The organism is Streptomyces sp. NPDC001816 (assembly GCF_042892235.1).
Lineage (GTDB): Bacteria > Actinomycetota > Actinomycetes > Streptomycetales > Streptomycetaceae > Streptomyces.
The window spans coordinates 752222-778244 of sequence record NZ_JBIATY010000003.1; the positions used below are offsets into that span (position 1 = coordinate 752222).

Annotated in this window: 27 protein-coding genes; 5 read left to right on the forward strand and 22 right to left on the reverse strand. The window is 71.8% G+C overall.

Features of this window, described 5'->3' with window-relative positions:
• Positions 1-106 precede the first annotated feature (106 nt).
• The 14 genes from ACFYZZ_RS14450 to ACFYZZ_RS14515 all read right to left on the reverse strand — a co-directional run bounded on the left by ACFYZZ_RS14450 (position 107) and on the right by ACFYZZ_RS14515 (position 13416).
• Entirely contained in the window at positions 107-766 is a 660-nt protein-coding gene (locus tag ACFYZZ_RS14450; protein WP_389175304.1) for a class F sortase, read from the reverse strand.
• A 15-nt stretch (positions 767-781) separates the two neighbouring features.
• Positions 782-1327: a hypothetical protein gene (locus tag ACFYZZ_RS14455; protein ID WP_389175307.1), complete on the reverse strand. Its 546-nt coding sequence runs from the start codon at positions 1325-1327 to the stop codon at positions 782-784.
• A gap of 115 nt (positions 1328-1442) precedes the next feature.
• Positions 1443-2222, reverse strand: a complete 780-nt coding sequence (locus tag ACFYZZ_RS14460) for an HAD-IIA family hydrolase (RefSeq protein WP_389175310.1) — start codon at positions 2220-2222, stop codon at positions 1443-1445.
• Positions 2223-2351: 129 nt separating this feature from the next.
• Positions 2352-3830, reverse strand: a complete 1479-nt coding sequence (locus ACFYZZ_RS14465; protein ID WP_389175767.1) for an alkaline phosphatase family protein — start codon at positions 3828-3830, stop codon at positions 2352-2354.
• A 105-nt stretch (positions 3831-3935) separates the two neighbouring features.
• On the reverse strand, positions 3936-4991 hold the full coding sequence (locus tag ACFYZZ_RS14470) for a 2-aminoethylphosphonate ABC transporter substrate-binding protein (protein ID WP_389175312.1): 1056 nt from the start codon (positions 4989-4991) through the stop codon (positions 3936-3938).
• A gap of 48 nt (positions 4992-5039) precedes the next feature.
• Positions 5040-5837 carry an ABC transporter permease gene (locus ACFYZZ_RS14475; RefSeq protein ID WP_389175315.1) on the reverse strand — a complete coding sequence of 266 codons (798 nt, stop codon included), beginning with the start codon at positions 5835-5837 and terminating at the stop codon, positions 5040-5042.
• The gene (locus ACFYZZ_RS14480) at positions 5824-6759 is read right to left on the reverse strand and encodes a 2-aminoethylphosphonate ABC transporter permease subunit (RefSeq protein ID WP_389175318.1); all 936 of its coding nucleotides are present in this window, start codon (positions 6757-6759) and stop codon (positions 5824-5826) included. Before ACFYZZ_RS14480 ends, ACFYZZ_RS14475 begins: the two co-directional genes overlap by 14 nt.
• Positions 6749-7801 carry an ABC transporter ATP-binding protein gene (locus ACFYZZ_RS14485; RefSeq protein ID WP_389175320.1) on the reverse strand — a complete coding sequence of 351 codons (1053 nt, stop codon included), beginning with the start codon at positions 7799-7801 and terminating at the stop codon, positions 6749-6751. Before ACFYZZ_RS14485 ends, ACFYZZ_RS14480 begins: the two co-directional genes overlap by 11 nt.
• Position 7802: 1 nt before the next feature.
• Positions 7803-8525, reverse strand: coding sequence for an HAD family hydrolase (locus ACFYZZ_RS14490; protein ID WP_389175323.1), 723 nt, complete (start codon positions 8523-8525; stop codon positions 7803-7805).
• A 17-nt stretch (positions 8526-8542) separates the two neighbouring features.
• Positions 8543-9667 (reverse strand): TIGR03364 family FAD-dependent oxidoreductase, encoded by a 1125-nt coding sequence (locus ACFYZZ_RS14495; protein ID WP_389175326.1) that lies wholly within the window; start codon positions 9665-9667, stop codon positions 8543-8545.
• A 165-nt stretch (positions 9668-9832) separates the two neighbouring features.
• Positions 9833-10588 carry a GntR family transcriptional regulator gene (locus ACFYZZ_RS14500; RefSeq protein ID WP_389175329.1) on the reverse strand — a complete coding sequence of 252 codons (756 nt, stop codon included), beginning with the start codon at positions 10586-10588 and terminating at the stop codon, positions 9833-9835.
• A 64-nt stretch (positions 10589-10652) separates the two neighbouring features.
• Positions 10653-11546, reverse strand: coding sequence for a hypothetical protein (locus ACFYZZ_RS14505; protein ID WP_389175332.1), 894 nt, complete (start codon positions 11544-11546; stop codon positions 10653-10655).
• Positions 11547-11624: 78 nt separating this feature from the next.
• Entirely contained in the window at positions 11625-11909 is a 285-nt protein-coding gene (locus ACFYZZ_RS14510; protein ID WP_386580268.1) for a hypothetical protein, read from the reverse strand.
• Between the two features lie 358 nt (positions 11910-12267).
• On the reverse strand, positions 12268-13416 hold the full coding sequence (locus ACFYZZ_RS14515) for an ROK family protein (RefSeq protein ID WP_389175335.1): 1149 nt from the start codon (positions 13414-13416) through the stop codon (positions 12268-12270).
• Positions 13417-13464: 48 nt separating this feature from the next.
• On the opposite strand from ACFYZZ_RS14515, the gene ACFYZZ_RS14520 reads away from it, so the two are divergent.
• The 3 genes from ACFYZZ_RS14520 (at position 13465) to ACFYZZ_RS14530 (ending at position 16009) form a co-directional block, all read left to right on the forward strand.
• Complete coding sequence (locus ACFYZZ_RS14520) at positions 13465-14532, forward strand: Gfo/Idh/MocA family oxidoreductase (protein WP_389175338.1); 1068 nt, start codon at positions 13465-13467, stop codon at positions 14530-14532.
• Positions 14532-15032 carry a heme-degrading domain-containing protein gene (locus ACFYZZ_RS14525; RefSeq protein ID WP_386580272.1) on the forward strand — a complete coding sequence of 167 codons (501 nt, stop codon included), beginning with the start codon at positions 14532-14534 and terminating at the stop codon, positions 15030-15032. The genes ACFYZZ_RS14520 and ACFYZZ_RS14525 overlap by 1 nt, the downstream gene beginning before the upstream one ends.
• Positions 15033-15124: 92 nt before the next feature.
• Positions 15125-16009, forward strand: a complete 885-nt coding sequence (locus ACFYZZ_RS14530) for an LLM class F420-dependent oxidoreductase (RefSeq protein WP_389175341.1) — start codon at positions 15125-15127, stop codon at positions 16007-16009.
• Positions 16010-16092: 83 nt separating this feature from the next.
• Here the strand turns inward: ACFYZZ_RS14530 and ACFYZZ_RS14535 are convergent, their stop codons facing one another.
• The 5 genes from ACFYZZ_RS14535 to ACFYZZ_RS14555 form a co-directional block, all read right to left on the reverse strand.
• Positions 16093-16992, reverse strand: coding sequence for a hypothetical protein (locus tag ACFYZZ_RS14535; protein WP_389175343.1), 900 nt, complete (start codon positions 16990-16992; stop codon positions 16093-16095).
• Positions 16993-17073: 81 nt separating this feature from the next.
• Positions 17074-17931 carry a fumarylacetoacetate hydrolase family protein gene (locus tag ACFYZZ_RS14540; RefSeq protein ID WP_389175346.1) on the reverse strand — a complete coding sequence of 286 codons (858 nt, stop codon included), beginning with the start codon at positions 17929-17931 and terminating at the stop codon, positions 17074-17076.
• A 140-nt stretch (positions 17932-18071) separates the two neighbouring features.
• Positions 18072-18788 (reverse strand): YidC/Oxa1 family membrane protein insertase, encoded by a 717-nt coding sequence (locus ACFYZZ_RS14545; protein WP_389175769.1) that lies wholly within the window; start codon positions 18786-18788, stop codon positions 18072-18074.
• Between the two features lie 450 nt (positions 18789-19238).
• Entirely contained in the window at positions 19239-19565 is a 327-nt protein-coding gene (locus ACFYZZ_RS14550; protein WP_389175349.1) for a DUF6412 domain-containing protein, read from the reverse strand.
• Between the two features lie 42 nt (positions 19566-19607).
• Complete coding sequence (locus ACFYZZ_RS14555; protein WP_389175352.1) at positions 19608-20135, reverse strand: winged helix-turn-helix transcriptional regulator; 528 nt, start codon at positions 20133-20135, stop codon at positions 19608-19610.
• Between the two features lie 68 nt (positions 20136-20203).
• Here ACFYZZ_RS14555 and ACFYZZ_RS14560 point away from each other — a divergent pair, with 68 nt between their 5' ends.
• The gene (locus tag ACFYZZ_RS14560; protein ID WP_389175354.1) at positions 20204-21619 is read left to right on the forward strand and encodes an MFS transporter; all 1416 of its coding nucleotides are present in this window, start codon (positions 20204-20206) and stop codon (positions 21617-21619) included.
• 31 nt (positions 21620-21650) lie between these two features.
• Here the strand turns inward: ACFYZZ_RS14560 and ACFYZZ_RS14565 are convergent, their stop codons facing one another.
• Positions 21651-22445: a class E sortase gene (locus ACFYZZ_RS14565; RefSeq protein ID WP_389175357.1), complete on the reverse strand. Its 795-nt coding sequence runs from the start codon at positions 22443-22445 to the stop codon at positions 21651-21653.
• Between the two features lie 239 nt (positions 22446-22684).
• On the opposite strand from ACFYZZ_RS14565, the gene ACFYZZ_RS14570 reads away from it, so the two are divergent.
• Positions 22685-24160: a beta-1,6-galactanase gene (locus ACFYZZ_RS14570; protein WP_389175360.1), complete on the forward strand. Its 1476-nt coding sequence runs from the start codon at positions 22685-22687 to the stop codon at positions 24158-24160.
• Positions 24161-24169: 9 nt separating this feature from the next.
• Here the strand turns inward: ACFYZZ_RS14570 and ACFYZZ_RS14575 are convergent, their stop codons facing one another.
• Together ACFYZZ_RS14575 and ACFYZZ_RS14580 are read right to left on the reverse strand one after the other, a co-directional pair.
• Entirely contained in the window at positions 24170-24910 is a 741-nt protein-coding gene (locus ACFYZZ_RS14575; protein WP_389175363.1) for a TIGR03943 family putative permease subunit, read from the reverse strand.
• Positions 24907-25953, reverse strand: coding sequence for a permease (locus tag ACFYZZ_RS14580; RefSeq protein ID WP_389175366.1), 1047 nt, complete (start codon positions 25951-25953; stop codon positions 24907-24909). The genes ACFYZZ_RS14575 and ACFYZZ_RS14580 overlap by 4 nt, the downstream gene beginning before the upstream one ends.
• Between the last annotated feature and the right edge of the window lie 70 nt (positions 25954-26023).

Genomic DNA, 26023 nt, shown 5'->3' on the forward strand with positions numbered 1-26023 from the left:
CCCTGAGCACATCCCTGAGCGCATCGTTCCGGCCCGGTCGACCGAGTACCAATCGTGGCATACCGGCCGTGCCGGTCACGAGGTCGCGCGGGGGGTGTCAGCGGTGTCACGGACCGGTGCCCGTGAGGTACGCGGAGACCACCACGTTGGCGGTGTAGCTGTGGCTGGTCCGGTCGAAGGTGCCGCCGCAGGTGATCAGGCGGAGTTCGGCGCGGCCCGGCTGGTGGGGGCCGTAGGCCTGCCGGGCGTCGAAGTCGTCGCGGGCCAGGACGCGGATGCCGTCGATGGTGAAGTGGGCGACCTTGCCGTCCGAGCGGACCACCCGGACCGTCTCGCCCGGCTTCAGGGTGCTGAGCTTGTAGAAGACGGCGGGCCGGGTCGCGGTGTCGACGTGACCCACCATCAGCGCGGCGCCCGCCGCGCCGGGCGCGGTCCCGGCGCCGTACCAGCCGACCACTCCCGGCCGGTCGAACGGCGGCGGGTCGACGGCGCCCCGGCTGTCCAGGCCGCGGGCCGTCACCGGGGCCTGCACGCCCAGTTGGGGGATGTCGATGCGCTGCGGGGTCGCGGCGCCGAGCGGCTTCGCCGCGGGCGGCAGCCGGACCGCGTCGGCGCCGAGCCCGGCCACGTCACCCGGGCCGGACGAGCTCTCGGGTACGTCGGTCACGCCCCGGCCCCACAGCCACAGCCCGAGCAGCAGGAGCGTCCAGGCCAGGAGGGTGATCAGGCGCGCGGCGCCGGTGGTGGGCCCGGGTTCGTCGGACATGGCCGGGGTACGCCCTCAGTCCGTGCCGCGGCTCCGGCGGGCCCTGAGCAGCCCGACGGCGGCCGCGGCGATCCCGGCGAGGGCCAGGCCGGTCACCGCCTGGCCGGCGTCGGGGGCGGACCCGCTGGTGGCCACCGTGGCGAAGTGTGCGGTGCCGCCGCCACCCGCCTGGACGGGGGCGATGGGCGAGGCGGCGATGTCGGACGGCTCCTTGCCCTGGCCCGAGGACGCCTGGACGACGGTGATGCTGCCGGTGACGACCGTCCCGGAACAGCTGATCCGCACCTGGTGGGCGCCCGGTACGAGCGAGGTGCGGATGCGGGTCTGCCCGGCCAGTGCGCCCTGGCTGCCGGTGAGCCGTGCGTCGGAGACGAAGGCGTCGGAGACGGCGGTGCCCTGGGCTCCGGTGCAGCCCCGCACCCGCAGGGACACATCACCGCCCGGGGCCGGGGAGGCCGGGGTCACCGTGACGGCGGGGCCGCCGTCGGCCGCGTACGCCGCCGGGGTCAGGGCGGTGACGGCCAGGAGCGCTGTACAGAGAGTGAGGCGTGCTGAGCCCATCGTGAACCTCCAGATAGTGGGAGGCTCCCCCGTACGGCGCGCCTCCGCATCCCGGGGAGGCGCGCGACTGCTCCATACGGGTGGTACGGGCTACGGGCCAGGTTTGACCGCCCGCTCAGATGAGGTCGACGAGGTCCGCGATGGAGTCGACGACCTGCGAGGGGCGGAAGGGGTGGCGGTCGACGTCACCGGGCTGGGTGACGCCGGTCAGCACCAGGAAGGTGCGCATCCCGGCCTCCAGGCCCGCGAGGACGTCGGTGTCCATGCGGTCGCCGATCATCGCGGAGTTCTCGGAGTGGGCGCCGATCGCGTTGAGCCCGGCCCGCATCATCAGCGGGTTGGGCTTGCCGACGAAGTACGGCTGCTTGCCGGTCGCGGCGGTGATCAGCGCGGCGACCGAGCCGGTGGCGGGCAGGTCGCCCTCGGTGGAGGGGCCGACGTTGTCGGGGTTGGTGGCGATGAACCGGGCGCCGCCGTTGATCAGGCGTACGGCCTTGGTCAGGGCCTCGAACGAGTAGGTGCGGGTCTCGCCGAGGATCACGAAGTCGGGGTCGTGGTCGGTGAGGATGTAGCCGATGTCGTGCAGTGCGGTGGTCAGGCCCGCCTCACCGATGACATAGGCGCTGCCGCCGGGCCGCTGGTCGTCCAGGAACTGGGCGGTGGCCAGGGCGGAGGTCCAGATGTTCTCCACCGGCACGTCCAGGCCCATCCGGCGCAGCCGGGCGTGCAGGTCCCGGGCGGTGTAGATGGAGTTGTTGGTGAGCACCAGGAAAGGCCGCCCGGAGTCGCGCAGCTTCTTCAGGAAGGCTTCGGCGCCGGGGATCGGGACGCCCTCGTGGATCAGGACGCCGTCCATGTCGGTGAGCCACGACTCGATGGGCTTGCGGTCTGCCATGTGCTTGCGTCTCCTGCGTGCGTACGGTCAAGAAGCGGGGGCGCCGGAACCACGGCGTACCGACGCCCCCCAGCCTAATGAGGAAGGCCTGATCCTGACCCTGGTCAGGACCGACTCATCACCGACCGATCACTGGCCGATCCGTACGCCGTCGATCACCCAGTACCAGTTGTTTCCTCCGGTGTAGCGGAAGCGGACCCGGACCGAGCGGGCCCCGGGCGGGACCTGGAGCGGGACGGTCTCGGTGCGGGAGGGGACGTCGGCGGTGTAGGTGCGCACGGAGACGGGGGCCGCGCCGTCGTAGGAGACGAGGACCTCGCCCTTCTGCGGGGACTCCTGCCGGTAGTACGTGGTGTAGGTCAGGGTGGCGGTGGTGCCGCCGGTGACCGGGTAGGCGGGGCTGACGAGCGTGGAGTCGAAGGTGCCGGTGAGGGCCTTGTCGTTCCACTCGTCGCCGTCGGCGACCGCGAACACGTTCCGGGCACGGACGTTGCACTCGCGGTTCTGGTCGCGCTGCGCCTGGGTCCAGAACTCGTCCGTGGTGAAGGACCAGCCACGCCACTCGGTGACCCCGCCGCCGCCCATCGCGGAGTTGTCGACGGACCAGCCGGCGGGCGGGGTGTGGGTGAAGCCGAGGACGGTCGTCGGGATGCCGGTCTCGTCGACGCGGGTCTGCAACTGGCCGCGCAGCGCGTCGAAGTCGTCGGGTGCGGGCTGCTGGACGGGCCGGCCGTCGAGGTCCCAGGCGGGGTCGATCGCGATGCCGAGGTGCGCGAGCGCGGAGGCGGCGACGTCCGGCATCTTCACGTCGTGGCGGACCGAACCGGCCGCCAGCGTGGGCCCGGTGGCGATGAGGAAGGTCTGGCGCTCCTGCAGGGTGGAGCCGCCGTGGCCGCCGGCGTCGGTGTGGCCGTGGTCCGCCGTGATCATGATCAGCCAGTCCTCGTCGGCATAGGTCGCCCGGGACCTTACGGCGGCCACCAGCTGCCCGACCTGGGCATCGGCGCCGTGGATGGCGTCCAGGTACTGCTGGGAGGCGGCGCCGTAGCTGTGTCCCGCGTGGTCGATGTTGTCGAGCTGCACGAAGACCGCGTCCGGGTTGCCGTCCCGGAGCTTGGCGACCGCGCGGGCGGTGGTGCCGGTGTCGTACTCGGCGCTCGGGGTGGAGACGCGGCTGTCGACCTTCGACGAGAAGACGGTGTCGGTGATCGGCGCCCAGGAGGCGACGGCGTACGTGTTCAGCGACGGCTTCGCCGTCTCGGCCCGGGTCAGGAAGTCGGGGTACTGGGCGAACTTCGCCCCGCTGAAGGTGTTGTCCTTGACGTTGTGCTTGTCCGGCCAGACACCGGTGATGATCGTGGACCAGCCGGGCCCGGACATGGTCGGGGCGAGCGGGTTGGCGTAGATGCTGCTGGGCGCGGTGAGTCCCGCGGCCATCAGGGCGTCGAGGTTCGGGGCGTCGGCGTCCTTGATGCGCTTGAGCAGCGCGCCGTCCAGGCCGATGACGAGGACCTTTTGGGCCCTGGCGGCAGCGCGGGCGAGGGTGGTGAGCGGGCCGGCCGATACGGCGACTGCGGCGGCGGAGACGAGGAAGGTGCGGCGGGACATGCGGTACGACACGGAGACCTCCGTGGGAGACGGGTGAACGTGTGCGGGCATGGCAACGCCCCCGGTGGTGCCAGGGGCGTTGCGGGTGTCGCAGGTGTCGTCGGGTCAGCTACCGGTGGCGGACTTCCAGTCCTCGACGTAGGTCGTGAGGTTCTTGTCGATGTCCTTCCAGTCCGGCTGGAAGATGTCCACGCCGTTCATCAGCTTGGTGAGCGCGACGGCGTTGGCGTCGGTGGCCTTGACGTCCTGGCGGGCGCTGAAGCCGCCGCCGATCTCGCTGACCTCCTGCTGCTGCTTCTGCGCGAGCATGAAGTCGAGCAGCTTCCGGCCGTTCTCGCTGTGCGGGGCCTTGGTGACCAGGCCGGCCGCGTAGGGCAGGGCGAAGGTGGTGGGCTTGCCGTCCTTCCCGGCCGGGAACCAGATGCCGAGGTTTGGCATGTCCTTGGACTGGGCGTAGTTCATCTGCACGTCCCCGTTGGCGACGAGGAGTTCGCCCTTGTCGACCTTGGGGGCGAGCTTGCCCGTGGAGGCGGACGGGCCGACGTTGTTGGCCTGGAGCTTCTTCAGGTAGGCGAGGGCCGCGTCCTTGCCGCCGAAGTCGTGCATCGCCTTGATCAGGACGGCCGTGCCATCACCGGCGACGCCCGGGGTGGAGTACTGGAGCTTGTTCTTGTACTGGGCGTCGAGCAGTTCGTCCCAGGTCTTCGGCGCCTGCTTCAGCTCCTTCTTGTTGTAGACGAAGCCGAAGTAGTTGTTGACGACGGAGGTCCAGGTGCCGTCGGGGGCCTTGTCGCCTCCGCCGACCATCACGGCGTCCTTCGGCTCGTACTTCTCCAGCAGGCCCTTGCTGTCGGCCTGCTGGATGAACGGCGGGAGGGTGACCAGCACGTCGGCCTGCGGGTTGCTCTTCTCGCGGACGGCGCGCTGCACCATCTCGCCGGAGCCGCCCTCGACGTACTTGACCTTGATGCCGGTCTGCTTCTGGAAGTCGGCGAAGACCTTGTCGTACCAGCCGTCGCCGTTCTCGCCCTTGAGGCCGTCGGCGCTGTAGACGGTGACGACCTTCTCGTCGGAGGCGGCGGAGGAGCCGCCGCAGGCGGACAGCAGCGGGGTGGCGAGGAGGGTGAGGGCTATGGCGAGCGGGACGCTGTTTCTGGGCATGGCGAGGCGAACTCCTTGCGGATGAAGGTGGGTTGGGCGGGTGGTGGCTCAGCGGTACGACGCCCGGGTGCGGACCCGGGAGACGGCGAACAGGACGAGCAGGGTCGCGGCCATCAGCACCACCGCGACGGCCGACCCGGTGAACAGGGCGCCGCGGTCGGTGGCCGCGTAGATCAGGACGGGAAGCGGGGTCCAGTCCGGCGGATAGAGCATCATCGTGGCGCTCAGCTCACCCATGGACAGGGCGAAGCAGAGGCCGGCGGCGGCGGTGAGCGAGGGCAGCAGGAGCGGCAGCCGCACCCGCCACAGGACATAAGCGGGCCGGGCGCCGAGGGAGGCGGCGGCCTGTTCGTAGGCCGGGTCGAGGCGGGTGATCGCCGCCGACACGGACTGGTGGGCGAAGGCGGTGACCAGCACCGTGTGGGCGACGATCACGATCCACCGGGTGCCGTTGAGCAGCAGCGGCGGCTGGGAGAAGGCCACCAGGACCGACAGTCCGACGACCACCGAAGGCACGGCGACCGGCAGCACGAACAGCGCGTCGAGGAGTCGGCGGTGGCGCTTCTTCAGGGCCGCACCGGCCAGCGCGGCCCAGGTGCCGACGGCCAGGGCGAGCAGGCTCGCGGTGACGGCGGTGACCAGGCTGGTGGTCAGCGCCTGGAGGGCCTCGCCGCGGGTGGCGGAGCGGTAGTTGGCCGTGGTCGGGCCCGAGGGCAGGACGCCGGACCAGTGGGTGGCGAAGGAGGCGCCGAGAACGACGAGGAGGGGCAGGGCGAACAGCGGTACGAAGAGGACGAGGAACACCGCCCACACGGCCCACCTGCCCTTGCGGCTATGCACCAGCACGACGGCTCACCACCCGGTAGAGGCCGTACAGCCCCACGGAGATCAGGACGTTGACGACGGCGACCACACACGCGCCCGGATAGTCGGACTCCAGGATCGCCTTGCTGTAGACGAGCATCGGCAGGGTCGTGACCCCTTTCGCGCCGGTGAACAGCACGATCCCGAACTCGTTGAGGCACAGCACCAGGACGAGGCTCCCGCCGGCCGCGAGCGCGGGCAGCGCCTCCGGCAGGATCACCCGTCGCACGATGCGGGGCGCGCGGGCGCCGAGGGAACTGGCCGCCTCCAGCTGCGCGGTGTCGAGCTGCGAGAAGGCGGCGAGCAGCGGCCGCATCACGAACGGCGTGAAGTAGGTGACCTCCGCCAGCAGCACGCCCCACGGCGTGGTGAGGAACTGGAAGGAACCGATGATGCCGGTGGTGCCGTAGATGAACAGCAGCGCCAGCGTGATGAGGAAGGACGGGAAGGACAGGTACACGTCGACGAACCGCGCGACCGCCTTCGCCCCGGGAAACGGCACGAACGCGATGACCAGCGCCAGCAGAAACCCGAGCACCAGACACCCGGCCGTGGAACCCAGCGCGAGCCACACGGTGGTCCACAGCGCGTGCCGGAACGCCTCGGAGGCGAAGACGTCGACGTACGGCTGAAAGGAGGTCCCACCGGTGTCGGGGCGGAGGGACTGCTGGACGACGAGGGCGAGGGGGTAGAGGAAGAAGAGGGCTAGGAGGGCGACTGGGGGGAGAGTCCAGAGGCCGCGCGCCAGCCGCCGCGTCCGCTCCCGCCGTGCCCGCTCCCGCCGTGTCCGCTCCCGCCGTGGGCAGTCGTTCCGCAGGGCGATGGGGGTCCCCCCTGGACCGGAGCTTGTCGGAGGCCCTTGGGGGAGGGTGGGCACGGCCTGCAGCGCCGGGTCACTTGCCATCGCCGACCACCCCTGCGGGCAGCAACACCGCGTCCTCGGAAGCGAAGTGCAGGCTCACGGAGTCCCCATGCACCGGCGGAGCCTTCAGCTCGCGCAGGTCCGCCATGACCGTGTGCCCACCGACCTCCACGTACAGCCGGTGTGTGGCCCCCCGCCACTGAATCTCGCTGACCGTGCCGACGATCCGGTTGGGTCCCTCCCCGAGCCCGACCAGATGCGGCCGTACGCACAACGTGGCCCGCGCCTGCGCGACCACGCCCCCCGTGTCGACCTTCAGCTCCGTGCCCGCGAAGTCGACTCCCCCGGAACCCACCGTCACCGGCAACAGATTCGCCCCGCCCACAAACGAAGCCGTGAACTCACTCTTCGGCGCCCGGTACAGCTCGCGAGGAGTCCCGCACTGCTGAAGCCGCGCCGCGTCCATCACGGCGATCCGGTCGGCCAGGGTCAGCGCCTCGACCTGGTCATGGGTGACGTACAGCATCGACACGTCCGGCAACTCACGGTGCAGCCGGGCGAGTTCGGCCAGCATCCCGGACCGCAGCTGGGCGTCCAGCGCGGACAGCGGCTCGTCCAGGAGCAGCACGTGAGGCCGGATGGCGAGCGCGCGGGCGATGGCGACGCGCTGCTGCTGCCCGCCGGACAGCTCGCGCGGGTAGCGGCGGGCGTAGGCGGCCATGCCGGTCATCTCCAGCGCCTCGGCGACCCGCCCCCGTATCTCGCTCTTGGGAGTCTTGCGGGCCTTCAGGCCGAAGGCCACGTTCTCGTCCACCCGCATGTGCGGGAAGAGGGCGTACTGCTGGACGACCATGCCGATGCCCCGCCGGTGGGGCGGCAGGTCCGTCACGTCCCGGTCGCCGAGGAACACCCGCCCGGAGGCGGGCCGTACGAACCCGGCGACCGCCCGCAGCGCGGTGGTCTTGCCGGAGCCGGACGGCCCGAGCAGCGCCATGACCTCGCCGGGTTCGACGGTCAGGTCGAGGGAGTCGAGGACGACGTTGCCGTCGTAGGCGACCGTGACGGAGTCGAAGCGGATGCCCATCTCACCGGGCTCCTGTGAGCAGCGCGGGCAGGGCGGCGACGGAGTCGAGGACGTGGGTGGCGCCGGCAGCCCGGAACTCGGCGTCCCCGTGGGCCCCGGTGCGCACGCCCGCGATCAGGCCCGCCCCGGCCCGTACGCCGCTCAGCACGTCGTAGGAGGTGTCGCCGGCCACGGCGACCTGCCGGACGTCCGCCGCGGCCTTGGTCCGCACGAAAGCCTCAAGGACCATGTCCGGGAAGGGCCGTCCGCGCCCGCCCGCGTCGGCCGGGCAGAGGGTGAGCGGTACGAGGTCCTGCCAGCCGAGGGCGGCCAGGATGGCGTCCTGGGTGACGCGGGCGAAGCCGGTGGTCAGGACGACGGTACGGCCGCTGCCGGCAAGTTCCTCGATCGCCTCGCGGGCGCCGGGGACCGGGGCGATCAGGCCCGCGTCGACGAGGTCGCCGTACGCCTTCTCGAAGGCGGTGTTGGCGCGCTGGGCGAGGCTCTCGTCCCCGAACAGGTGCCGGAAGACGGAGATCTTGGACTCGCCCATGGTGGCGCGGACGTAGTCCAGTTTCTCGGCGTGGTCGGCGGAGCCGGGCTCGACGCCCAGTTCGGCGGCGGCCGCCGCGAAGGCGCGCTCGACCAGGCCGCCGTCGGCGACGGTGGTGCCGGCCATGTCGAGGACGACGAGACGGATGTCGCGGGCGCCGGTGGTCGTGTCTGCGGTCGTGTCTGCGGTCATTTCGGTGGTCAACTCCCTCACCAGCCCAGTTCGTTCGCGGTCGTCTCGGCGATCGCCGGCGAGCAGGTCATGCCGCGCCCGCCGGGCCCGGTGACCAGCCACACGCCGTCGCTCACCTGCTGCCGGTGCACGACCCGGCTCGGGTCGGTGCACTGCGCGTACACACCGGCCCAGCGGCGCCGGATCTTCGGCAGCGGCCGGCCGAGGAGGGACTCGACGACCTCGGTGAGGTGGTCGTAGGGGTCCTCCAGCGTGTCGAAGGCGAAGGGGTGCTCGTACTCGTGGGTGTCGCCGATGGTCAGGCCGCCGTCGGCGCGCTGCACCATCAGCAGCTGCATCTTGTGCTCGGCGGCGGTCGCCGACTGTGGCAGGCCGGCGTTGAGCGCGTCGAGCGCCGGGGAGGCGTAGGCCGGGTAGTAGCGGAAGCTGTCGGCGTCCGCGACCGAGGTGGTGAGCGGCTCGCCGAGCGGGTCGGTCTGCATCATCTGGAGGCGGACGCGGCGCACGGGCAGCTCGGGCCCGGCCAGCTCCCGTACCAGTCCGCCGAGCCAGGCGCCGGTGCACAGCACGACGGCGTCCGCGTGGTGCACGTCGCCGTGGTCGTCCCGGACGGCCCCGGCTCCGACCAAATCGCGCACCTCGCGCCCCGGCAGGAACGTGTAGTTCGGGGACTTCAGCAGCTCTGCGCGCAGCGCCAGTTGGGCGGTGCGCGGCTCCACGGCGGCGTCGCGCTCGCAGTGCAGGGCGGCGGTGAACTCGCCGCGCAGGGCGGGGTTGAGGGCCCGTGCCTCGCCGGGGGTCAGCAGCTTGTAGCCGCGTTCGGCGGCGTCCGGGCGGGCCAAGGCGGCCTCGGCGACGGCGAGTTCGAGGGGGCCGCGCACCGGGGTGAGCGACCCGTTGGCCCGGAAGCCGAGCCCGGGCACGCGCCCGCCGATCCCTTCCCACAACTCCCGCGCCCGCAGCGCGGTCTCCAGCTCTTCTCCACCGGCGCGCCCGCTGACCCAGATCTGCCCGAAGTTGCGCAGCGAGGCGCCGCGCGCCTCCGCCTCACGCTCGATCTGGACGACCTGGTGGCCGCGCTCCACTGCTTGCCAGGCGTGCATGGTGCCCACCACGCCTGCTCCGACGACTGTCACTCTCACGGCGGCAACGCTCCTCGCGCACAGGGAACCGGAAGGGTCCGGCTGACAACGAGAGCGTGAACGACCCATCACGTTTGGGCTAGACCCGTTATCTTCTCGTGACAATAAAGGGGGTGGGTGATGGGTGGTTTTTGGACGGTTTTCGACCCTTCGGGAGGGCGGTTTTCAGCCCCTCAGGTGCGTGGTGAAGGAGAACCGGTCACCCCGGTACAGGGTGCGTACGCGCTCCAGCGGGCGCCCCTCCGTGTCCCGCGACACGCGGTGGATCAGCAGCATCGGAAGGGCGGGCGGGGTGCCGATGAGCAGAGCCTCGCGGGGGGTGGCCAGCACGGTCTCGATGCGCTCGTCGGCGTCGCCGAACTCGATGCCCTGGTCCTTCAGATAGGCGTAGAAGGAGGAGTCGGGGTCGAAGCGGGAGTCGAGGTCGGGGACCCGGTCGACGGCGACGTAGGTGCTCTCCAGGCCGACCCGCTCGTCGTCGGCGAGCAGCACGCGCTCCAGGTGCCAGACGGGTTCACCCCGGGTCAGCCCGGTCTCGGCGGCGAGGGGCTCCGGGCACGGGAAGCGGTCGAGGGTGACGAGCGTACGTCCGGGCGTACGGCCCTGCCGGCGCACGCCTTCGGTGTAGCTGGCGAGGGACAGCGGCTGGGCCAGCTTGGGCCCGGCGACGACGGTTCCCCGGCCGCGCCGCTGGAGGCGCCCCTCCAGCACCAGCTCCCGTACGGCCTGCCGTACGGTCTCGCGGGCGACGTCGTACCGCTCGGCGAGATCGCGCTCGGTCGGGATGAGGCCACCCTCCCCCAGCTCCTCCAGCAGTGCGGCGATGCGCGCCTTGACCGCGTAGTACTTCGGGATGCGCCCGTGCTCGGGGATGCCGGAGCGGACGGGGGCGCCGGGGGCCTGGTCGTTCGGGTAGTCCACGCAGGGATCGTCGCAGACGGGGGCGGGTCGGTTGTACGGCGGCCCGTGTACGGCGGCCCGCGCCTCAGCGGCGTCGGCGGGCCAGCAGGAACGCGCCGGTGCCGACGGCGAGCAGGGCGGCGCCCGCCGCGAGCAGCCCGTGCGCGAGCCCGAGACCGGTACGGGCCAGCTCCCGGGCCCGCTCTCCGGCTTCCTCGGCCTCCGCGGCGAAGGGGAAGGCGGGGTCGTCGCGGTCGTCGAATTCGTCAGGGTCATCGAATTCGTCGGGGTCGTGGGATGCGTCAGGGTCGTCGGTGCTGCTCGGGGTGGCCTCGGGAGTGCCGGACGGGCTGGTCGCCGTCGCCTCCGGCTCCTCCGATGCCTGCGGGTCCTGCGTCCCCGCGGGGTCCTCCGGCTCGTGTCCGATGCCGAACCGGTAGTCGTTGGACTCCCCGATCCAGTCGCCGTCCTCGCCCCGGCGCTGGACGACGGCCGCGTTGACGGTGATGTCGTCGGATACGGCGTCGGAGGTGAGCGAGAGCCTGACCTTGACGGTGACGGTCGCGCCGGGCGCCACGCTGAACCCGTCGAACCCCGCGCCGTCCAGTACGCCGACCAACTCCTGCTCGTCGGTGGTCTCGAAGGTGACCGGCCGGGCGCGTGAGCCGTCGTAGAAGTCCAGCTGGGGCTGCGACGGCTTCAGGGTGCGTTTGTCGTCGACGAGGACGACGACGGGGTGGACGTCGGTGCAGGCGCGGGTGGTGGTGTTGGTGAGGTCGATGTACCAGGTGCCGAAGCCGCCGCCCGCCTCGTAGGAGGCGGGCCCGCCGTGGATCCGGGTGGTCACCGGAAAGGCACGGCCGCCGGGGGCCGCGCAGGAAGGGGACGCGTCCGCGTGCGCGGCAACCGACGACACGGGCACGAGAGCGGCGGCTGTGGCGAGACAGAGGGGCAGGGACGTGCACGGTCGCATGAACACATAACCTGGCCGGGCGGGGAGCGCGGGCGAGCGTGCCACTCCGGGGGCGCAGGCAGGTCCGCTCGATCGGCCGACGGGCTAGAGGGAAGCCACGATCCGGCCGGACATGACCTGGGGAGGGTTGGGGAGCAGCGACGCAAGGTGGTCGCGCACGAAGACCGCCGCCTTCCTGATCGATTCGTCGGCTCCCGCCTCGTCCTCGAAGACGCTGGTCGAGACCATGACTCCGTTGCCGGCGTCGACCCAGTAGTAGGCCAGCAGGCCCGGAATGTCACGGATGAGCGGCACGAATCCCTCGTTCACCCGGCGGCCGGCCTCGGCCGGATCGGTGACCCCTTCGTACCGTCTGACGGCTGCGTACACGCTGTTCTCCTCACGAGTCCGGGGCATCCGGTGATCCGGTGCGCAGACGCCGTACCCGTGCGACGCGTGCTCCGCCCGCGAGTCGTCCGGCTGTCACCTGAAGGGGTCTGCGAGTGGTCCGGACGGTGCACCGCACAGCCGCCGGCCGCATCAGACGTCCGTGCGCATCAGCCGTCCGCGCCCGCCCGAATCAACCGACCGACCGCCCGCCCGCCCAAGTCAGGCGACCGCGCACTCGACTCAGCCGACCGCCCACTCAAATCAACCGCCCATTCGAATCAGCGGACCGCCCGCCCGAATCAACCGACCGTCCGCCCGCATCAGCGGACGGCCCGCCGGAAGCAGCCGCCCGCCCGAATCAACCGTCCGACCGCCCGAACACCGGCGCCAGCAGCAGCTGTGCGGCGCCCTCCGCGACGACCCGCTCCCCTCGCGGAGCGACCCGCACGGGGACCGTCCCGCCGGGCACACCCTCCCGCCGGGCCCGTGCGTCGAGCATCTCGGCGACCCCGCGGACGAACGGCTCCGGCGCTCCGGAGATCGTCCGCCCGCCGAGCAGCACCAGGTCGATGTCCAGCAACCCCACCAGATTCCCGGCCCCGACCCCCAGCACCCGGGCGGCCTCAGCCACCTCGCCCCGCGCCACGGCCCCCAGGCACAGCACCTCCACGCAGCCCCGGTTCCCGCACTCGCACAGCGGCCCGTCCAGCTGCAGCACCTGGTGCCCGAACTCCCCGGCCCCGGTCCGCGCCCCCCGGTGCACGCTGCCGCCGATCACCAGGCCGGCGCCCAGGCCCGTACCGAGATGCAGATAGGCGAAGGATCCGCCCTCGCCCCCCACCGAGAGCCCGAGCGCCGCCGCGTTGGTGTCCTTGTCCACCACGACCGGCACCCCCAGCCGCTCGCTCAGCGCTTCCCGCAGCGGGAACCCGTCCCACTCCTCAGGAAACCCGGTGACCCGGTGCAGTACCCCGCGCGCGTGATCGAGCGGCCCGGGCAGAGCGACCCCCACACCGAGCAGCGACCCGGCGGCGGGAAGTCCTGCGTCGGCGCCGCCCAGAACCTCCCCGACCAGCCCGGTCACCGCGTCGGTGACCACCCCCAGCACGGCCTCCGCCCCGGCCCCCAGGTCCACGCCCCCGCGCCGCTCCCCGACCACCGCCCCGTCGAGATCCACCAGCACGGCCCGCAGCTCGTCCCGGTCCAGATGCACCCCCACCGCATGCCCGGCCTCCGGCACGAGCCGCAGCACGGTGCGCGGCTTGCCCCCGGTGGACGCCCGGCGTCCGGCCTCCGCCGCGAACCCCTCCTCGCGCAGCCGTGCGGTGATCTTGCTGACGGCCTGCGGGGTCAGCCCGGTCCGCTCGGCCAGCTCCAGACGGCTGATGCCCTCCACCCCCGCCGCGCGCAGCAGATCCAGCACCAGCGCGGTGTTGTGACTGCGCACGGCGAAGAGATTCGCTCCCACCGGCCCGCTGCCACTCTTCGTCCTGTTCACGCCACCCATTCTCCCCGCCGCTTGCACTTTGGCAACAGCGTTGCGAAAGTAGGATGCATGACTGGTACCCCCCTCCGCGTCGGCCTGGTCGGCTACGGCCTCGCAGGCTCCGTCTTCCACGCCCCGCTGATCGGCGCCACCGAGGGCCTCGCCCTGGACACGGTGGTCACCTCGTACCCCGAGCGGCAGCAGCAGGCCCAGGCCGAGTTCCCGGGCGTCCACATCGTCAGCACCCCCGACGAGCTGTTCGACCGCGCCGACGAGCTGGACCTGATCGTCGTCGCCTCCCCGAACAAGACGCACGTCCCGCTCGCCACCACCGCCCTCGAAGCGGGCCTGCCGGTGGTCGTGGACAAGCCGGTGGCGGGTACGGCGGCCGAGGCGCGCGAGCTGGCCGCCCTCGCCAAGGAGCGCGGCCTGCTGCTCTCGGTCTTCCAGAACCGCCGCTGGGACAGCGACTTCCTGACCCTGCGCGGGCTGCTGGAGAAGGGCGAACTCGGCGACGCCTGGCGCTTCGAGTCCCGCTTCGAGCGCTGGCGCCCGCAGCCGAAGGGCGGCTGGCGCGAGTCCGGCGACCCGGCAGAGATCGGAGGTCTGCTCTACGACCTCGGCAGCCATGTCGTCGACCAGGCCCTGGTCCTCTTCGGTCCGGTCACCGAGGTGTACGCCGAGACGGACATCCGCCGCCCCGGCGCCGAGACGGACGACGACACCTTCATCGCGCTGACCCACGCGAACGGCGTCCGCTCCCACCTCTACGTCTCCGCCACCACGGCCCAGCTCGGCCCGCGCTTCCGGGTCCTCGGCTCGCAGGCGGGCTTCGTGAAGTATGGCCTGGACCCGCAGGAGGCGGCGCTCAGGGAAGGCCTGCGACCGGGCCCCTCCTGGGGCGCCGAACCCGAGTCCCTGTGGGGCCGCATCGGCTCCGGCGAGTCCCCGCTGACCGGCGGCGGCCGCCCCGTACCGACCGTCCCCGGCGACTACCCGGCCTACTATGCGGCCGTGGCCGCGGCCCTGACCGGCGCCGGCCCAAACCCGGTGACCGCCCTGGAGGCGGCCGCCGCCCTCGACGTGCTGGAAGCAGCCCGGCGCTCCGCCCGCGACAAGGTGACGGTGACCCTCTGATGCACCACCCGAAGATCACCCCGAAGTTCGCCCCCGAGATCACCCCGAGCGTGGAGGAGCTGGAGGCGCAGGAACGCCGCCTGGTCTTCCGCCGGTTCACCCACGACGACGCCTGGGCCCTCGGCTCCCTCCTGGTCGAGCTGGCCAGGGAGCGCCAGGCGCCGGTGGCCATCGACATCCACCGCGCCGGCCAGCAGCTCTTCCACGCGGCCCTGCCCGGTTCCACGCCCGACAACGACGCCTGGATCGACCGCAAGCGCCGGGTGGTGGAGCGCTACGGCGCCTCCTCCTACCTGGTCGGCGCCCGCTTCCGCGCCAAGGGCACGACGTTCGAGGACTCCTCCCGCCTGGACCCGGACACCTACGCGGCCCACGGCGGCTCGTTCCCGATCCACGTCGAGGACGTGGGCGTCATCGGCACGGTGACCGTGTCCGGCCTGCCCCAGCTGCAGGACCACCGCTTCGTGGTGGAGGCGCTGGAGCAGTTCCTGGCCAAGTAGCCCGTACGCAGGATTACCGCGCGGCTCCCTCCGGTTGGCACCGACGTGCACGACGATCACGGCACCACACCCACCCGGAGGGAACGGACCCGATGAACGAGTCGACGAGCAGCGCACGCGCCTTCAAGGAGTCGATCGGCCGGTACGGCGTCTGGAGCGTGGGCCTCCGCTCGGAGGACCCGGCCCGGCGCGGCGACATCGCCGAGGCCGCGGCGGAACTGGAACAACTCGGGTACGGCGCCGCCTGGCTGGGCGGCAGCAGCGCCGCCCGGCATGCCGTCCCGCTCCTGGAGGCGACGTCCCGGCTGGTCGTCGGCACGAGCATCCAGAGCATCTGGCAGTACGAGGCCGACGCGAGCGCGGCTTCCTTCGCCGAGGTGAAGTCGGCCCACCCCGGCCGTTTCCTGCTCGGCCTCGGCGTGAGCCACGCCAAGCTCGCGGACCAGTACCGACGCCCGTACTCGGCGCTGGTCGCCTACCTGGACGCGCTGGACGCGGCCGGAGTCCCGGCCGGGCACCGGGTCCTGGCGGCCCTCGGCCCGAAGACCCTGGAGCTGTCCCGGGACCGGGCAGCGGGCGCGATCCCCTACCTCGTCACCCCCGAGCACACCGCCCGGGCCCGCGAGATCCTGGGCGAAGAGCCACTGCTGGCCCCCGAGTTCGGGGTCGTCTGGGAGGCCGACCCGGCCCGCGCCCGCGCCCTGGCCCGCGACCACCTCGCCATGTACCTCACGCTCCCCAACTACACCAACAGCTTCCTGCGCATCGGCTTCACCGAGGACGACCTGACCGCCGGCGGCAGCGACCGCCTCGTCGACGCGCTCTACGCGTGGGGTGACGAGAACCGGATCCGGGAGCGGATCCACGCGTTCCACGAGGCGGGCGCGGACCATGTGGCGATCCAGGTGGTGGACGGGGGTGCGCGCGACGCGCTGCCGCGCGAGACATGGCGCAGGCTGGCGTCCGTACTGGACTGAGAAGCGCTGGACTGAGAAGCACTGGACCGAAAGGCCCCTGGACCAAGAAGCCGTACCCCGGTCGGTCAGGGGGTCACGGTGCCTCAGATCGCGTCCTGACCGCCGCTCCCGTCCGGGCAGTCGCGCAGCAGCTTCCCGATCTGCTCGGCGCGGTCGGTACCCGGGGGCAGCTGACGCATGCGGCGTCGGAGCAGGCCCCTCGTCTCCTCGTCGAGTGCCTCGCAGTGCCCCCGGAGCACCTCGCGCAGGGCCTTGAGCCCCCAGTACTCGTTGAATGGCTTGTCCTCGGACACCGCCGCCTCGGCGAGCGGGCCCACCCACGCCGGATCAGGATTGGCGTACAGGTATGCGGCGGCGGCCAGTCGCAACCCGCGGTCGCTGCTGCGGAGATGGCTCGCCACGTCGAAGTCCTGGGCGCCTCGCAGCAGACGGACCATCTCGTCCGCCACTTCGGACATCGCGTGCGTCCGCGCACGTCCGCTGGACATGGTCCAGCGGATCTCGTTGTACCGCGCCGCCAGCTGATCGACCGGGTCGGGCGGCGTCGACGCGGCGGCCCGGTCGCCCGACTGCGCTCTGTTGAGCGCCTCCGCGACCCCTTCGGCCAGATCCCCCGTCGCCTCCTGATGCCTGGCGTCGATGTCCCGCGTCTCGCGGATGGCCTCCTGCGCCGCACTCCGCGCTTCCTCCACCTGGCGCTTCAAGGTGATGCCGAATCCGGAGACCTCGGAGAAGAAGACACCCAGGAGCACCAGGATCACGAGGCCGAGGACGACCATCGGAGGATCCGTCATCTGCGGGTGCCGGCACACCCTGACGACGTTCCCTTTCGAGGCCAGCTGCTGGTCGCACACCTCGGCGGTGAAGAACAGGACGATGGCCGCGCCCGCGGCGAGGACCGCCAGCGAAGCGGCCACCCACTCGAACGGCTTGAGTGCTCTCCGACCGGTCGTCGAAGCCTCGTCCGCCTCCGTAGCGGCCATCGCCCACCCTTCAGCACTGCCGGCAACGGCGCCATGCTTGCCCGCGGACGTGTCGCTTGGCAAGCACGACGCCCCGGCGCCTCAGGCGTCCTTGAACTCCTGCCGCTGACGGCCGAGCCCCTCGATCTCCAGCTCCACCACGTCCCCGGCACGCAGGAACGGCTTCGGCTCGGGCCGGCCGAGCGCGACGCCCGCCGGCGTACCGGTGTTGATGACGTCGCCGGGGTACAGGGTCATGAACTGGCTTACGCAGCGGACGACTTCGCCCACCGGGAAGATCTGGTCGGCGGTGGTCCCGTCCTGCTTCAGCTCCCCGTTGACCCACAGCCGCAGCGGCAGAGCCTGCGGGTCGGCGATCTCGTCGGCGGTCACCAGCCACGGCCCCAGCGGGTTGAACGTCTCGCAGTTCTTCCCCTTGTCCCAGGTCCCGCCCCGCTCGATCTGGAACTCCCGCTCGGACACGTCGTGCGCCACCGCGTACCCGGCGACATGCGCGAGCCCCTCCTCGGCCGACTCCAGGTAGCGGGCCGTACGTCCGATGACCACGGCCAGCTCCACCTCCCAGTCGGTCTTGGCGGACCGGCGCGGCACGAGCACGGTGTCGTTCGGTCCGACGACCGTGTCCGCGGCCTTGAAGAAGATCACGGGCTCGGCGGGCGGCTCGGCCCCGGTCTCGCGGGCGTGGTCGTGGTAGTTGAGCCCGATGCACACGATCTTGCCGATCCGGCCGAGCGGGGGCCCGATCCTGAGACCCTCCCCGTCCAGCGCGGGCAGCTCACCGGCCTCGGCAGCCGCCCGTACCCGGCCGAGCGCGGCGGCGTCCGCGAGCAGCGCCCCGTCGATGTCGTCCACGATCCCCGACAGATCCCGCAGGGTCCCCTCGGCGTCGAGCAGCGCGGGGCGCTCAACCCCTGCCGTACCGACTCGCAGCAGCTTCATGGTCACAATCTCCCTCGATCGCGAGCGCCCGCCAATGGGTGCAGCCATCGGAGGACTGGTCGATCCTCCAATCCGGGTGTCCAGTCCGCAAGACCCTGTTCACGGACTGGACCGTCACCACAGCCCGCCGAGCAGTCGGCTCAGCGGTAGAGCGCGGCCCGCTCCACCGCGCTCCACGTCGTACTGGTGACGACGTACAGCGCGGCCGCGAGCGGCACCACCGCCACGGTGACGAGCGTGAAGAAGGACATGAACGGCATGAGCTTGTTGACCGCACCGAGCCCCGGCACCTGCTCGCCCTCACCGACGGTGACCGTGACCGGGTTCTTGGCCATCATCAGCTTGGTGCGCCGGTAGTTGAAGGCCGCGACAGCCGCGACGAGGGCGAACAGCGCGAGGTAGACGATCCCGGCCGCCCCGAAGACCCCGCCGCCCGAGAGGGCGTCGGCCCAGCGTCCGCCGAGCGGCGCGGCGAACAGCGAGTGGCTCAGCAGCGCATTGGCCTCGCCGCCGATCGAGGTGTTGGAGAACAGCTGGTAGAGGAGGAAGAAGGCGGGCAGCTGGAGCAGGCTGGGCAGGCAGCCGGAGAGCGGTGAGACCTTCTCCTCGGCGTGCAGTTCCAGCACCGCCTTCTGCAACCGCTCGGGGTCCTTGGCGTGCTTCTTGCGCAGCTCGGCGATCCTCGGCTGCAGCTCGGCCCGGGCACGCTGACCGCGGGCGGCGGCCCGGGACAGGGGATGCACGAGCAGTCGTACGAGCGCGGTGAACAGGACGATCGCGGCGGCGGCCGCGGAGGCGTGGAAGAGCGGCTGGAGCAGGTCGGCGAGCTGCTCGACCAGGCGGGCGAAAACGGACATGAACGCGGACATGGTGGGACCCTCCGTGCAGGGTGTGTCGTCGTGCCGGGGTGACCGGAGATGGCAGGGCGGCATGACGACCCGCGCGGGGCAGGGGGTGACCGGGTTCGGCTGGGGCCGGGCGTGACCGGGTTCGGCTGGAGCCGGGCGTGACCGGGTTCGGCTGGGGCCGGGCGTGACCGGGTTCAGCTGGGGCCGGGCGTGACCGGATTCGGCTGGAGCCGGGCGTGACCGGATTCGGCTGGAGCCATGCGTGACCGGGTGCAGCTGGAGCCAGATGTGACCGGATTCGGCTGGGCCAGGTGGGCCCTCACCGACGGAGACCAGCTGTGGCCGAATCCGGCGGGGACCAGGTGTCACCGAGCCCAGCAGGGACCACACCGAGTCCGGCCGGGACCAGCAGTAACCGGGTCCGGCGAGGACAATCAGCAACCCAGCCCCGGCGGAGCCCTACGCGCAGATCGTCGCGAGGGCCTGTCCCGGTGCCCGGGGCCGGCGGCGTCCCGAGGCGTCGGGGTCGCGCTGGGGCAGGAAGGCCGTGCGCCGGGCCCGGTCGCGTATCGCCGTACGGACCCGGGTGGGCGGGACGGCGGGTGCGCAGCGGGCGGCGACGAGCGAGCTTGCGGCGAGCGCGGAACCGGCGGCGGCGGTCGCGGCGAGCGCGACGGTGGTGGAGAGGCTGCCGGTGTCGAGGAGCGCGGCCTGGAGCAGGAGCAGATTCACCAGGACGAGCAGCAGGGCGAGGGGACGCGTGCCGACGACACGACTGCGATCCATTTCCTCCCCCTTCGCTGACCTGCTGTTTCTGCTCGCTTCCGGTTATACAGGATCGATCTCCAGGGGCTCCAGGAGCCTCTTCGGCTTGAGCAGCGCCCTGCTGACCGGATCCGCCGGGTCGGGATCGAGTCCCGGGCCCGGCATCATGACAACGTCCGAGACGGGTACGACGGTTCCGCAGGCGGGACATTCGCCGTACGGCCCGAGTTCGGTGCCGCACTCCGCATGCCGGAAGGACCGCAGCCGGCTCGTCTGGAAGTTCTCGCGGCCCCAGAGCGCGAGGGCCCGCAGCGCCGGCCACAGCGCGATACCGCGCTCGGTGATGACGTACTCGTCGCGCGGCGGCGACTCCTGGTACCGGCGCTTGTCGAGGACCCCCTCCTCGGTGAGCGTCCTCAGCCGGGCCGAGAGGACCGCGCGCGGGATGCCGAGGTGGACGAGGAAGTCGTTGTAGCGCCGGACGCCGTAGATCGCGTCGCGGACGACGAGGAGCGTCCACCGCTCGCCGACGACCTCCAGCGCGCGGGCGATCGAGCATTCCTGCGTCGCATAGTCCTTGCCCAGTGCCATGGCGTCCACCTTAGCCACTTTCCGACATCTTGGTTCAATGACCGAACCTACGGTGTTACGGTACATCCATGTCTAGGTTCAATGAAAGAACTCTCACTGCGAGCCCTGCGAGCACGGCCGCGCGACCGGACTCCCACCCCTCGGCACCCCCGCACCATCCCCGGGCGACCCTGGCCCTGACCAGCGCCGCGACCGGCGTGGCCCTGATGACGTACACGGCACCGGCGGTCTCCCTCCCGGACACCGCGGCCGCGCTGCACACCCCCCTCTCCGCCCAGGCCTGGCTCCTGAACGGCACCCCGCTGGGCCTCGCCGCCCTGCTCCTGGTGGCCGGCAGCCTGGCCGACGACTACGGCCGCCGCCGCGTCTTCCTCGCCGGCACCCTGGCCCTGGGCCTCACCACCGCGCTGAGCGGGCTGACCACCTCCACCTGGGCCTTCACGCTGACCCGGGTCGCCCAGGGCGCGGCGAGCGCGGCGATCCTGGCCAGCAGCCTGGGCCTGATCGTGACGGCGTTCCCGAGCCCACGCGGCCGGCTGCACGCGACCGGTGTGTGGGGCGCCTTCGTGAGCGGTGGCATAGCGGTCGGCCCGCTGGTCTCGGGCGCGATACCGAACTGGCGGCTGGCCTACGTCGTCCTCGGCGCGGCCGCGCTGCTCGTGGCGGGCCTGGCCCTCGGCCGGCTGTCCGAGTCGCGGGCGCCGAGGGGCGGACGCCCCGACGTGCTCGGTGCCCTCACCTTCGGGCTGGCGCTGGTGGCCCTGGTGGCCGCGCTGACGCTGGGCCGGGACGGGTGGCTGCGGGCGCCGGTCGGCCTGCTGCTGGCGGCGGCCGTGGTGTTGCTCGGGCTGTTCGCCCTGGTGGAGACCCGTGTGTCGAAGACCCCGATGATCGACCTGGGCCTGCTGCGCCACCCCCGCTTCCTGGCCTCCTCCGCCGGCGGCCTGTTCACCGGGCTGACCGTGATCGGCCTGTTCAGCTTCCTGCCGGCCCTGTTGCAGCAGGCCCTGGGCATGTCGGCGATGGACACGGCGTGGCTGTTCCTGCTCTGGTCCGGCGTCTCCTTCATCGTCGCGCTGCAGGCGAAGCGGCTGGCGGGGCGGGTGGCACCGCGCCGACAGCTGGCGGCCGGCTTCCTGCTTCACGCGGTCGGCGCGCTGGCGATGCTGGGCTCGATCGGCGCGGGCTCCTGGACGCGGCTCCTGCCCGGACTGGTGCTCGGCGGCGTGGGCAGCGGCCTCCTGAACGCCGCCCTGCCCCTCCTGGCGGTGGAGTCGGTACCGGCCGCCCGGGCGGCCATGGGCTCCGGCGCCCAGCAGACGTTCCGCTACATCGGCTCCTGCGCCGGCGTGGCCCTGACCATCGCCCTCGTCACGTCGTCGGGCGGCGGCCTGGCGCGCGGCGCGGACGTGGCGATGGTGGTGTCGGCGAGCCTGGCGGCGCTCGGCGCCGTGGCCGTGGCGGTGCTGCGGGAGCGGGCGTAAGTCACCTCGGTCCGGCCTGCCATCCCCTGGGCTATCCCCTGGGCCTGGGCCGCATCGACACCAGCTCCCCCCAGACCACCATCCGGTAGCGCGAGGTGAACTCGGGGGTGCAGGTGGTCAGGGTGATGTAGTAGCCCGGCCGGTCGTACCCGTAGGAGGGCCGGACGAGCGACCGCGGCACGGGCCGTACGACCCCGGAGTCCCGGGCGGACGTCTGCGGAAGGATCTTGTCGACGGCGTACGTGTACGTGGCCGCCTTCGTCTCCACCTGGAGGATGTCCTCGGGCCGGAGCGCCGGCAGATACCGGAAGGGCTCGCCGTGGGTGTTCCGATGCCCGGCGAGCGCGAAGTTCCCTGCCTGACCGGGCTGTTGGGTGCCCGGGTAGTGACCGACGTACCCCTTGTTGAGGACGTCCGGCTTGCTCACGCCTTCGGCGACGGGGACGCGGAGGTGCAGCCGGGGGATGGTGAGGATGGCGTACGCCTGGGAGCGGCGGGGCGTGCCGGAGACGAGGACGGGGACGGGGGTGTACGACCGCTGCCGCGCACTCCCGGGAGCCTTGGCGGCCACCGAAGGCGACACCGACGCAGGCGGCGACGCAGAGGGCGCGCCACCCGAAGCGGAACTACCACTCCCCCACTCCTTCTCCAGGGCGGCGACCTTCCGCTCGGCCCCCTGCCGCGCCTCCCGGTTGGTCCACCACAACTGGTGGACGACAAGCAGCATGAGCACGGCCCCGACGGTGACGAGCACCTCGCCGCCACCCCACAGCCCCCGCCGCCACCTGGCCCGCCTGCGCCGATCACGGTGCTGCACGACACGCATCCGCACACCCACCTCCCAGGAGCCGCCCGCACGATAGGGCGAGTCGGGTGAACTCACCAGAGCCGTAAGGCCTCCGGCCGCTGACGTCGGCTTCCTCAACAGGTTTTAGAAAGGGCTGTCACAACTCTCGACAACCTCACACGCCACACCCGATGCTTCCTGTTGGCATGCGGGGGGGGCGAGTCGACGCCGGTGCGGGAACCGGTGTTTGAGCCGCACGGAGAGGCAGAGAAGAAGCCATGATCCGACGCAGAACGCTACTGACCGCCGCGGGCGGCGGCCTCCTGGGCAGCGCCCTGGCCACGGGCACGGCCCGCGCCGACGCCACGATCGCCGTCAACCCGTCGACGACCTACGGCACTTGGGAGGGCTGGGGCACCTCCCTGGCCTGGTGGGCGAACGTCTTCGGCGCCCGGGACGACTTCGCGGACCTCTTCTTCACCACCAGAACAACGACGTACAACGGCACGGCCCTCCCAGGCCTGGGCCTCAACATCGCCCGCTACAACCTGGGCGCGTGCAGCTCGAACAGCGTCGGCGGCGAGTCGATGGTGGCCTCCCCCAACATCCCGTCCTTCAAGCAGATCGAGGGCTACTGGCAGGACTGGAACAACGAGGACCCCACGTCCTCGGCGTGGAAGTGGACGGCGGACGCGACGCAGCGAGCGATGCTGCTGAAGGCGACGGCGCGGGGCGCGACGACCGAGCTGTTCGCCAACTCGCCCATGTGGTGGATGTGCCTCAACCACAACCCCTCCGGCGCCTCCGGCGGCGGCAACAACCTCCAGTCCTGGAACTACCGCCAGCACGCCTCGCACCTGGCGTCGGTGGCCCTCTACGCGAAGCAGAACTGGGGCGTGAACTTCGCGACGGTGGAGGCCTTCAACGAGCCGTCGTCGTCCTGGTGGACGGCGACCGGCACCCAGGAGGGCTGCCACATGGACGCGACGGTCCAGTCGGCCGTACTGCCGTATCTACGCAGCGAGTTGGACAAGCGCGGCCTGACGGCCACGAAGATCTCGGCATCGGACGAGACGAGCTACGACCTGGCCCGCACCACCTGGAACTCCTTCTCCGCCACGACGAAGGGCTATGTGAACCGGGTCAACGTCCACGGCTACCAGGGCTCGGGCGGCCGCAGGGACCTGCTGTACACGGACGTGGTGACGACGGCGGGCAAGGCCCTGTGGAACTCGGAAACGGGGGACAGCGACGGCACCGGGATGACCCTGGCCGGCAACCTCCTCTACGACTTCCGCTGGCTGCACCCCACGGCGTGGGTCTACTGGCAGGTGATGGACCCGAGCGCGGGCTGGGCGATGATCGCGTACGACGCGAGCACGCTGCAGCCCGGGGCGATCCAGACCAAGTACTACGTGATGGCCCAGTTCAGCCGCCACATCCGCCCGGGGATGACGATCCTGGACACGGGCGTGAGCTACGCGGTGGCAGCGCTGGACAAGTCGGCGAAGCGGCTGGTGATAGTGGCGGCGAACACCTCATCCTCGGCCCAGACGCTCACCTTCGACCTCTCTCGCTTCACGACGGTGACGGGCGGGACGGGCGGCCTGGTCCCCCGCTGGAACACGGTGACCACGGGCGGCGGGGACCTCTACACCTCCCACTCGGACACAAACCTGTCCGGCAGGACCGTGGCCGTCCCCTTCGCGGCGAAGTCGGTACAGACGCTGCAGGTGGACGGGGTCACCGTGTAGCCCCGCGGCTCAGCGCTCGGGAGGGAGCGAGTCCTGGTACGCGTTCCACGGACGGGGCACCTCCTTGACCGTACGGGCGTCGAGCGCGACCGGCGCGGACCTGGTACCCAGCCTCCCACCCGGGTGCCAGGTCCCGGTGACCGTCACCCAGGTGTTGGCGGACAGCGCGGGACCGCCGTAGATCCGCACCTTCACGGACTGGGCGTCCGCCGCACAGCAGTTGAGGACGACCCGCGTCAGGTCCCAGCTCCCGTCCGGCCCCCCGGGTGTGACGAACCCGGTCATCAGGATGCTGCGCCCCTTGATGTCCTGGTCGTCCCGGTCCTGCCGTACCCGGCTGGTGAAGTCGGAGAGGGTCATGGGGAGGGGCGAGGTGGCGGGGAGCGGATCGAAGTCACTCTCCTCGGGGACAGCCTTGGGCGGCTGCCGGGAGGCGGTGTAGGCGCCGAGGGCGGGAGGCGCGTAGAAGAGCAGACTGAGCGCCGGAAGAAGGAGCAGCCAGGCGACGCGAGGCATGCCGGAGTGATCATGCCCGTGCCCACCGTGCCCCTCTTCGTCCTCGTCCTCCTCCTTCTGCTTGTCGAGGAGGGCGCCGGCCAGGCCCAGCAGGAGCAGCACCGCCCCGGAGGCAATCAGCAGGGGCCGCATCCCCTCCTTGACGTACCTCAGGTACAGGTCGGTGAAGAGGGAGACGTGCAGCAGTCCGAGCCCGCAGAGCACGAGCAGGAGCGGCTGGAGGAATCGCTTCACAGCAGCACCCCGCCGATCACCGAGCTGCACGCGATGGCCACGACGACGGTGGCGGCGGAGAACCGTACGGCGAAGGCCCGCCCGAAGGTGCCCGCCTGCAGGGCGATGAGCTTCAGGTCGACCATGGGCCCCACCACCATGAACGCCAGCCGCGCGATCGGCGGGAACCCGGTCAGCGAGGCGGCCAGAAAGGCATCCGCCTCGGAACACACGGCGAGCAGCACAGCCAGACCGGCCAGGAAGAGCACGGACAGCCAGGGCGCCCCGGCGAAGGTGTCGAGGACGGAGCGGGGAACGGCGACATTGAAGGTGGCGGCCGCCATGGCCCCGAGGACGAGGAACCCGCCGGCGTGCAGGAAGTCGTGCTGGAACCCGAGCCGGAACTCGTTCCACCGGCTGTGCCCCTCCTGGTGCCCGGTGTGCCGTACGGAGGGCCGCAGCCACTCCTCCCGCCCGAACCGGAGCCAGAGCCACCCCATGACGACGGCGGCGGCGAGCGAGGCGAGCAAGCGGGCCAGCACCATGGCGGGGCTCTGGGGGAACGCGATGGCGGTGGCGGTGAGCACGACCGGATTGATGGCCGGAGCGGACAGCAGGAACGCGAAGGCGGCGGCCGGGGCGACCCCCCGCCCGATCAAACTGCTGGCAACCGGCACGGAAGCGCACTCACACCCGGGCAGCACGGCCCCGGCGACACCGGCGACCGGTACGGCGAGCACGGGCCGCCGCGGCAGCACCCGGGTGAACACGCGCTCCGGTACGAACGCGTTGATCGCGCCGGACAGGGCCGTGCCGAGCAGCAGGAAGGGCAGGGCCTGCACCGTGACGGCCAGACACACGGTCCGCCAGGCCTGCACGGCAGGGGCGTCCCCCCAGCGCCCGAGAAGAACCACGACCGTGCCGGGCACGACAGCGGCACCGACGAGCAGGAGCGGCCAGTACCGGCCCCGCTCCTGCCTCGCATCACGCTCTCCCACACCATCCGCTACAGCGCCGACCGCCGCCGCCTGCTCCTCGGCGACCAGCGCGCCTGTCTTCTCCATGCCGACTCCGCTTGTCGATGTCCGCCTCGAAGATAGCGGTCCATATCGCCCGTCCCACCATCTCCCGCGC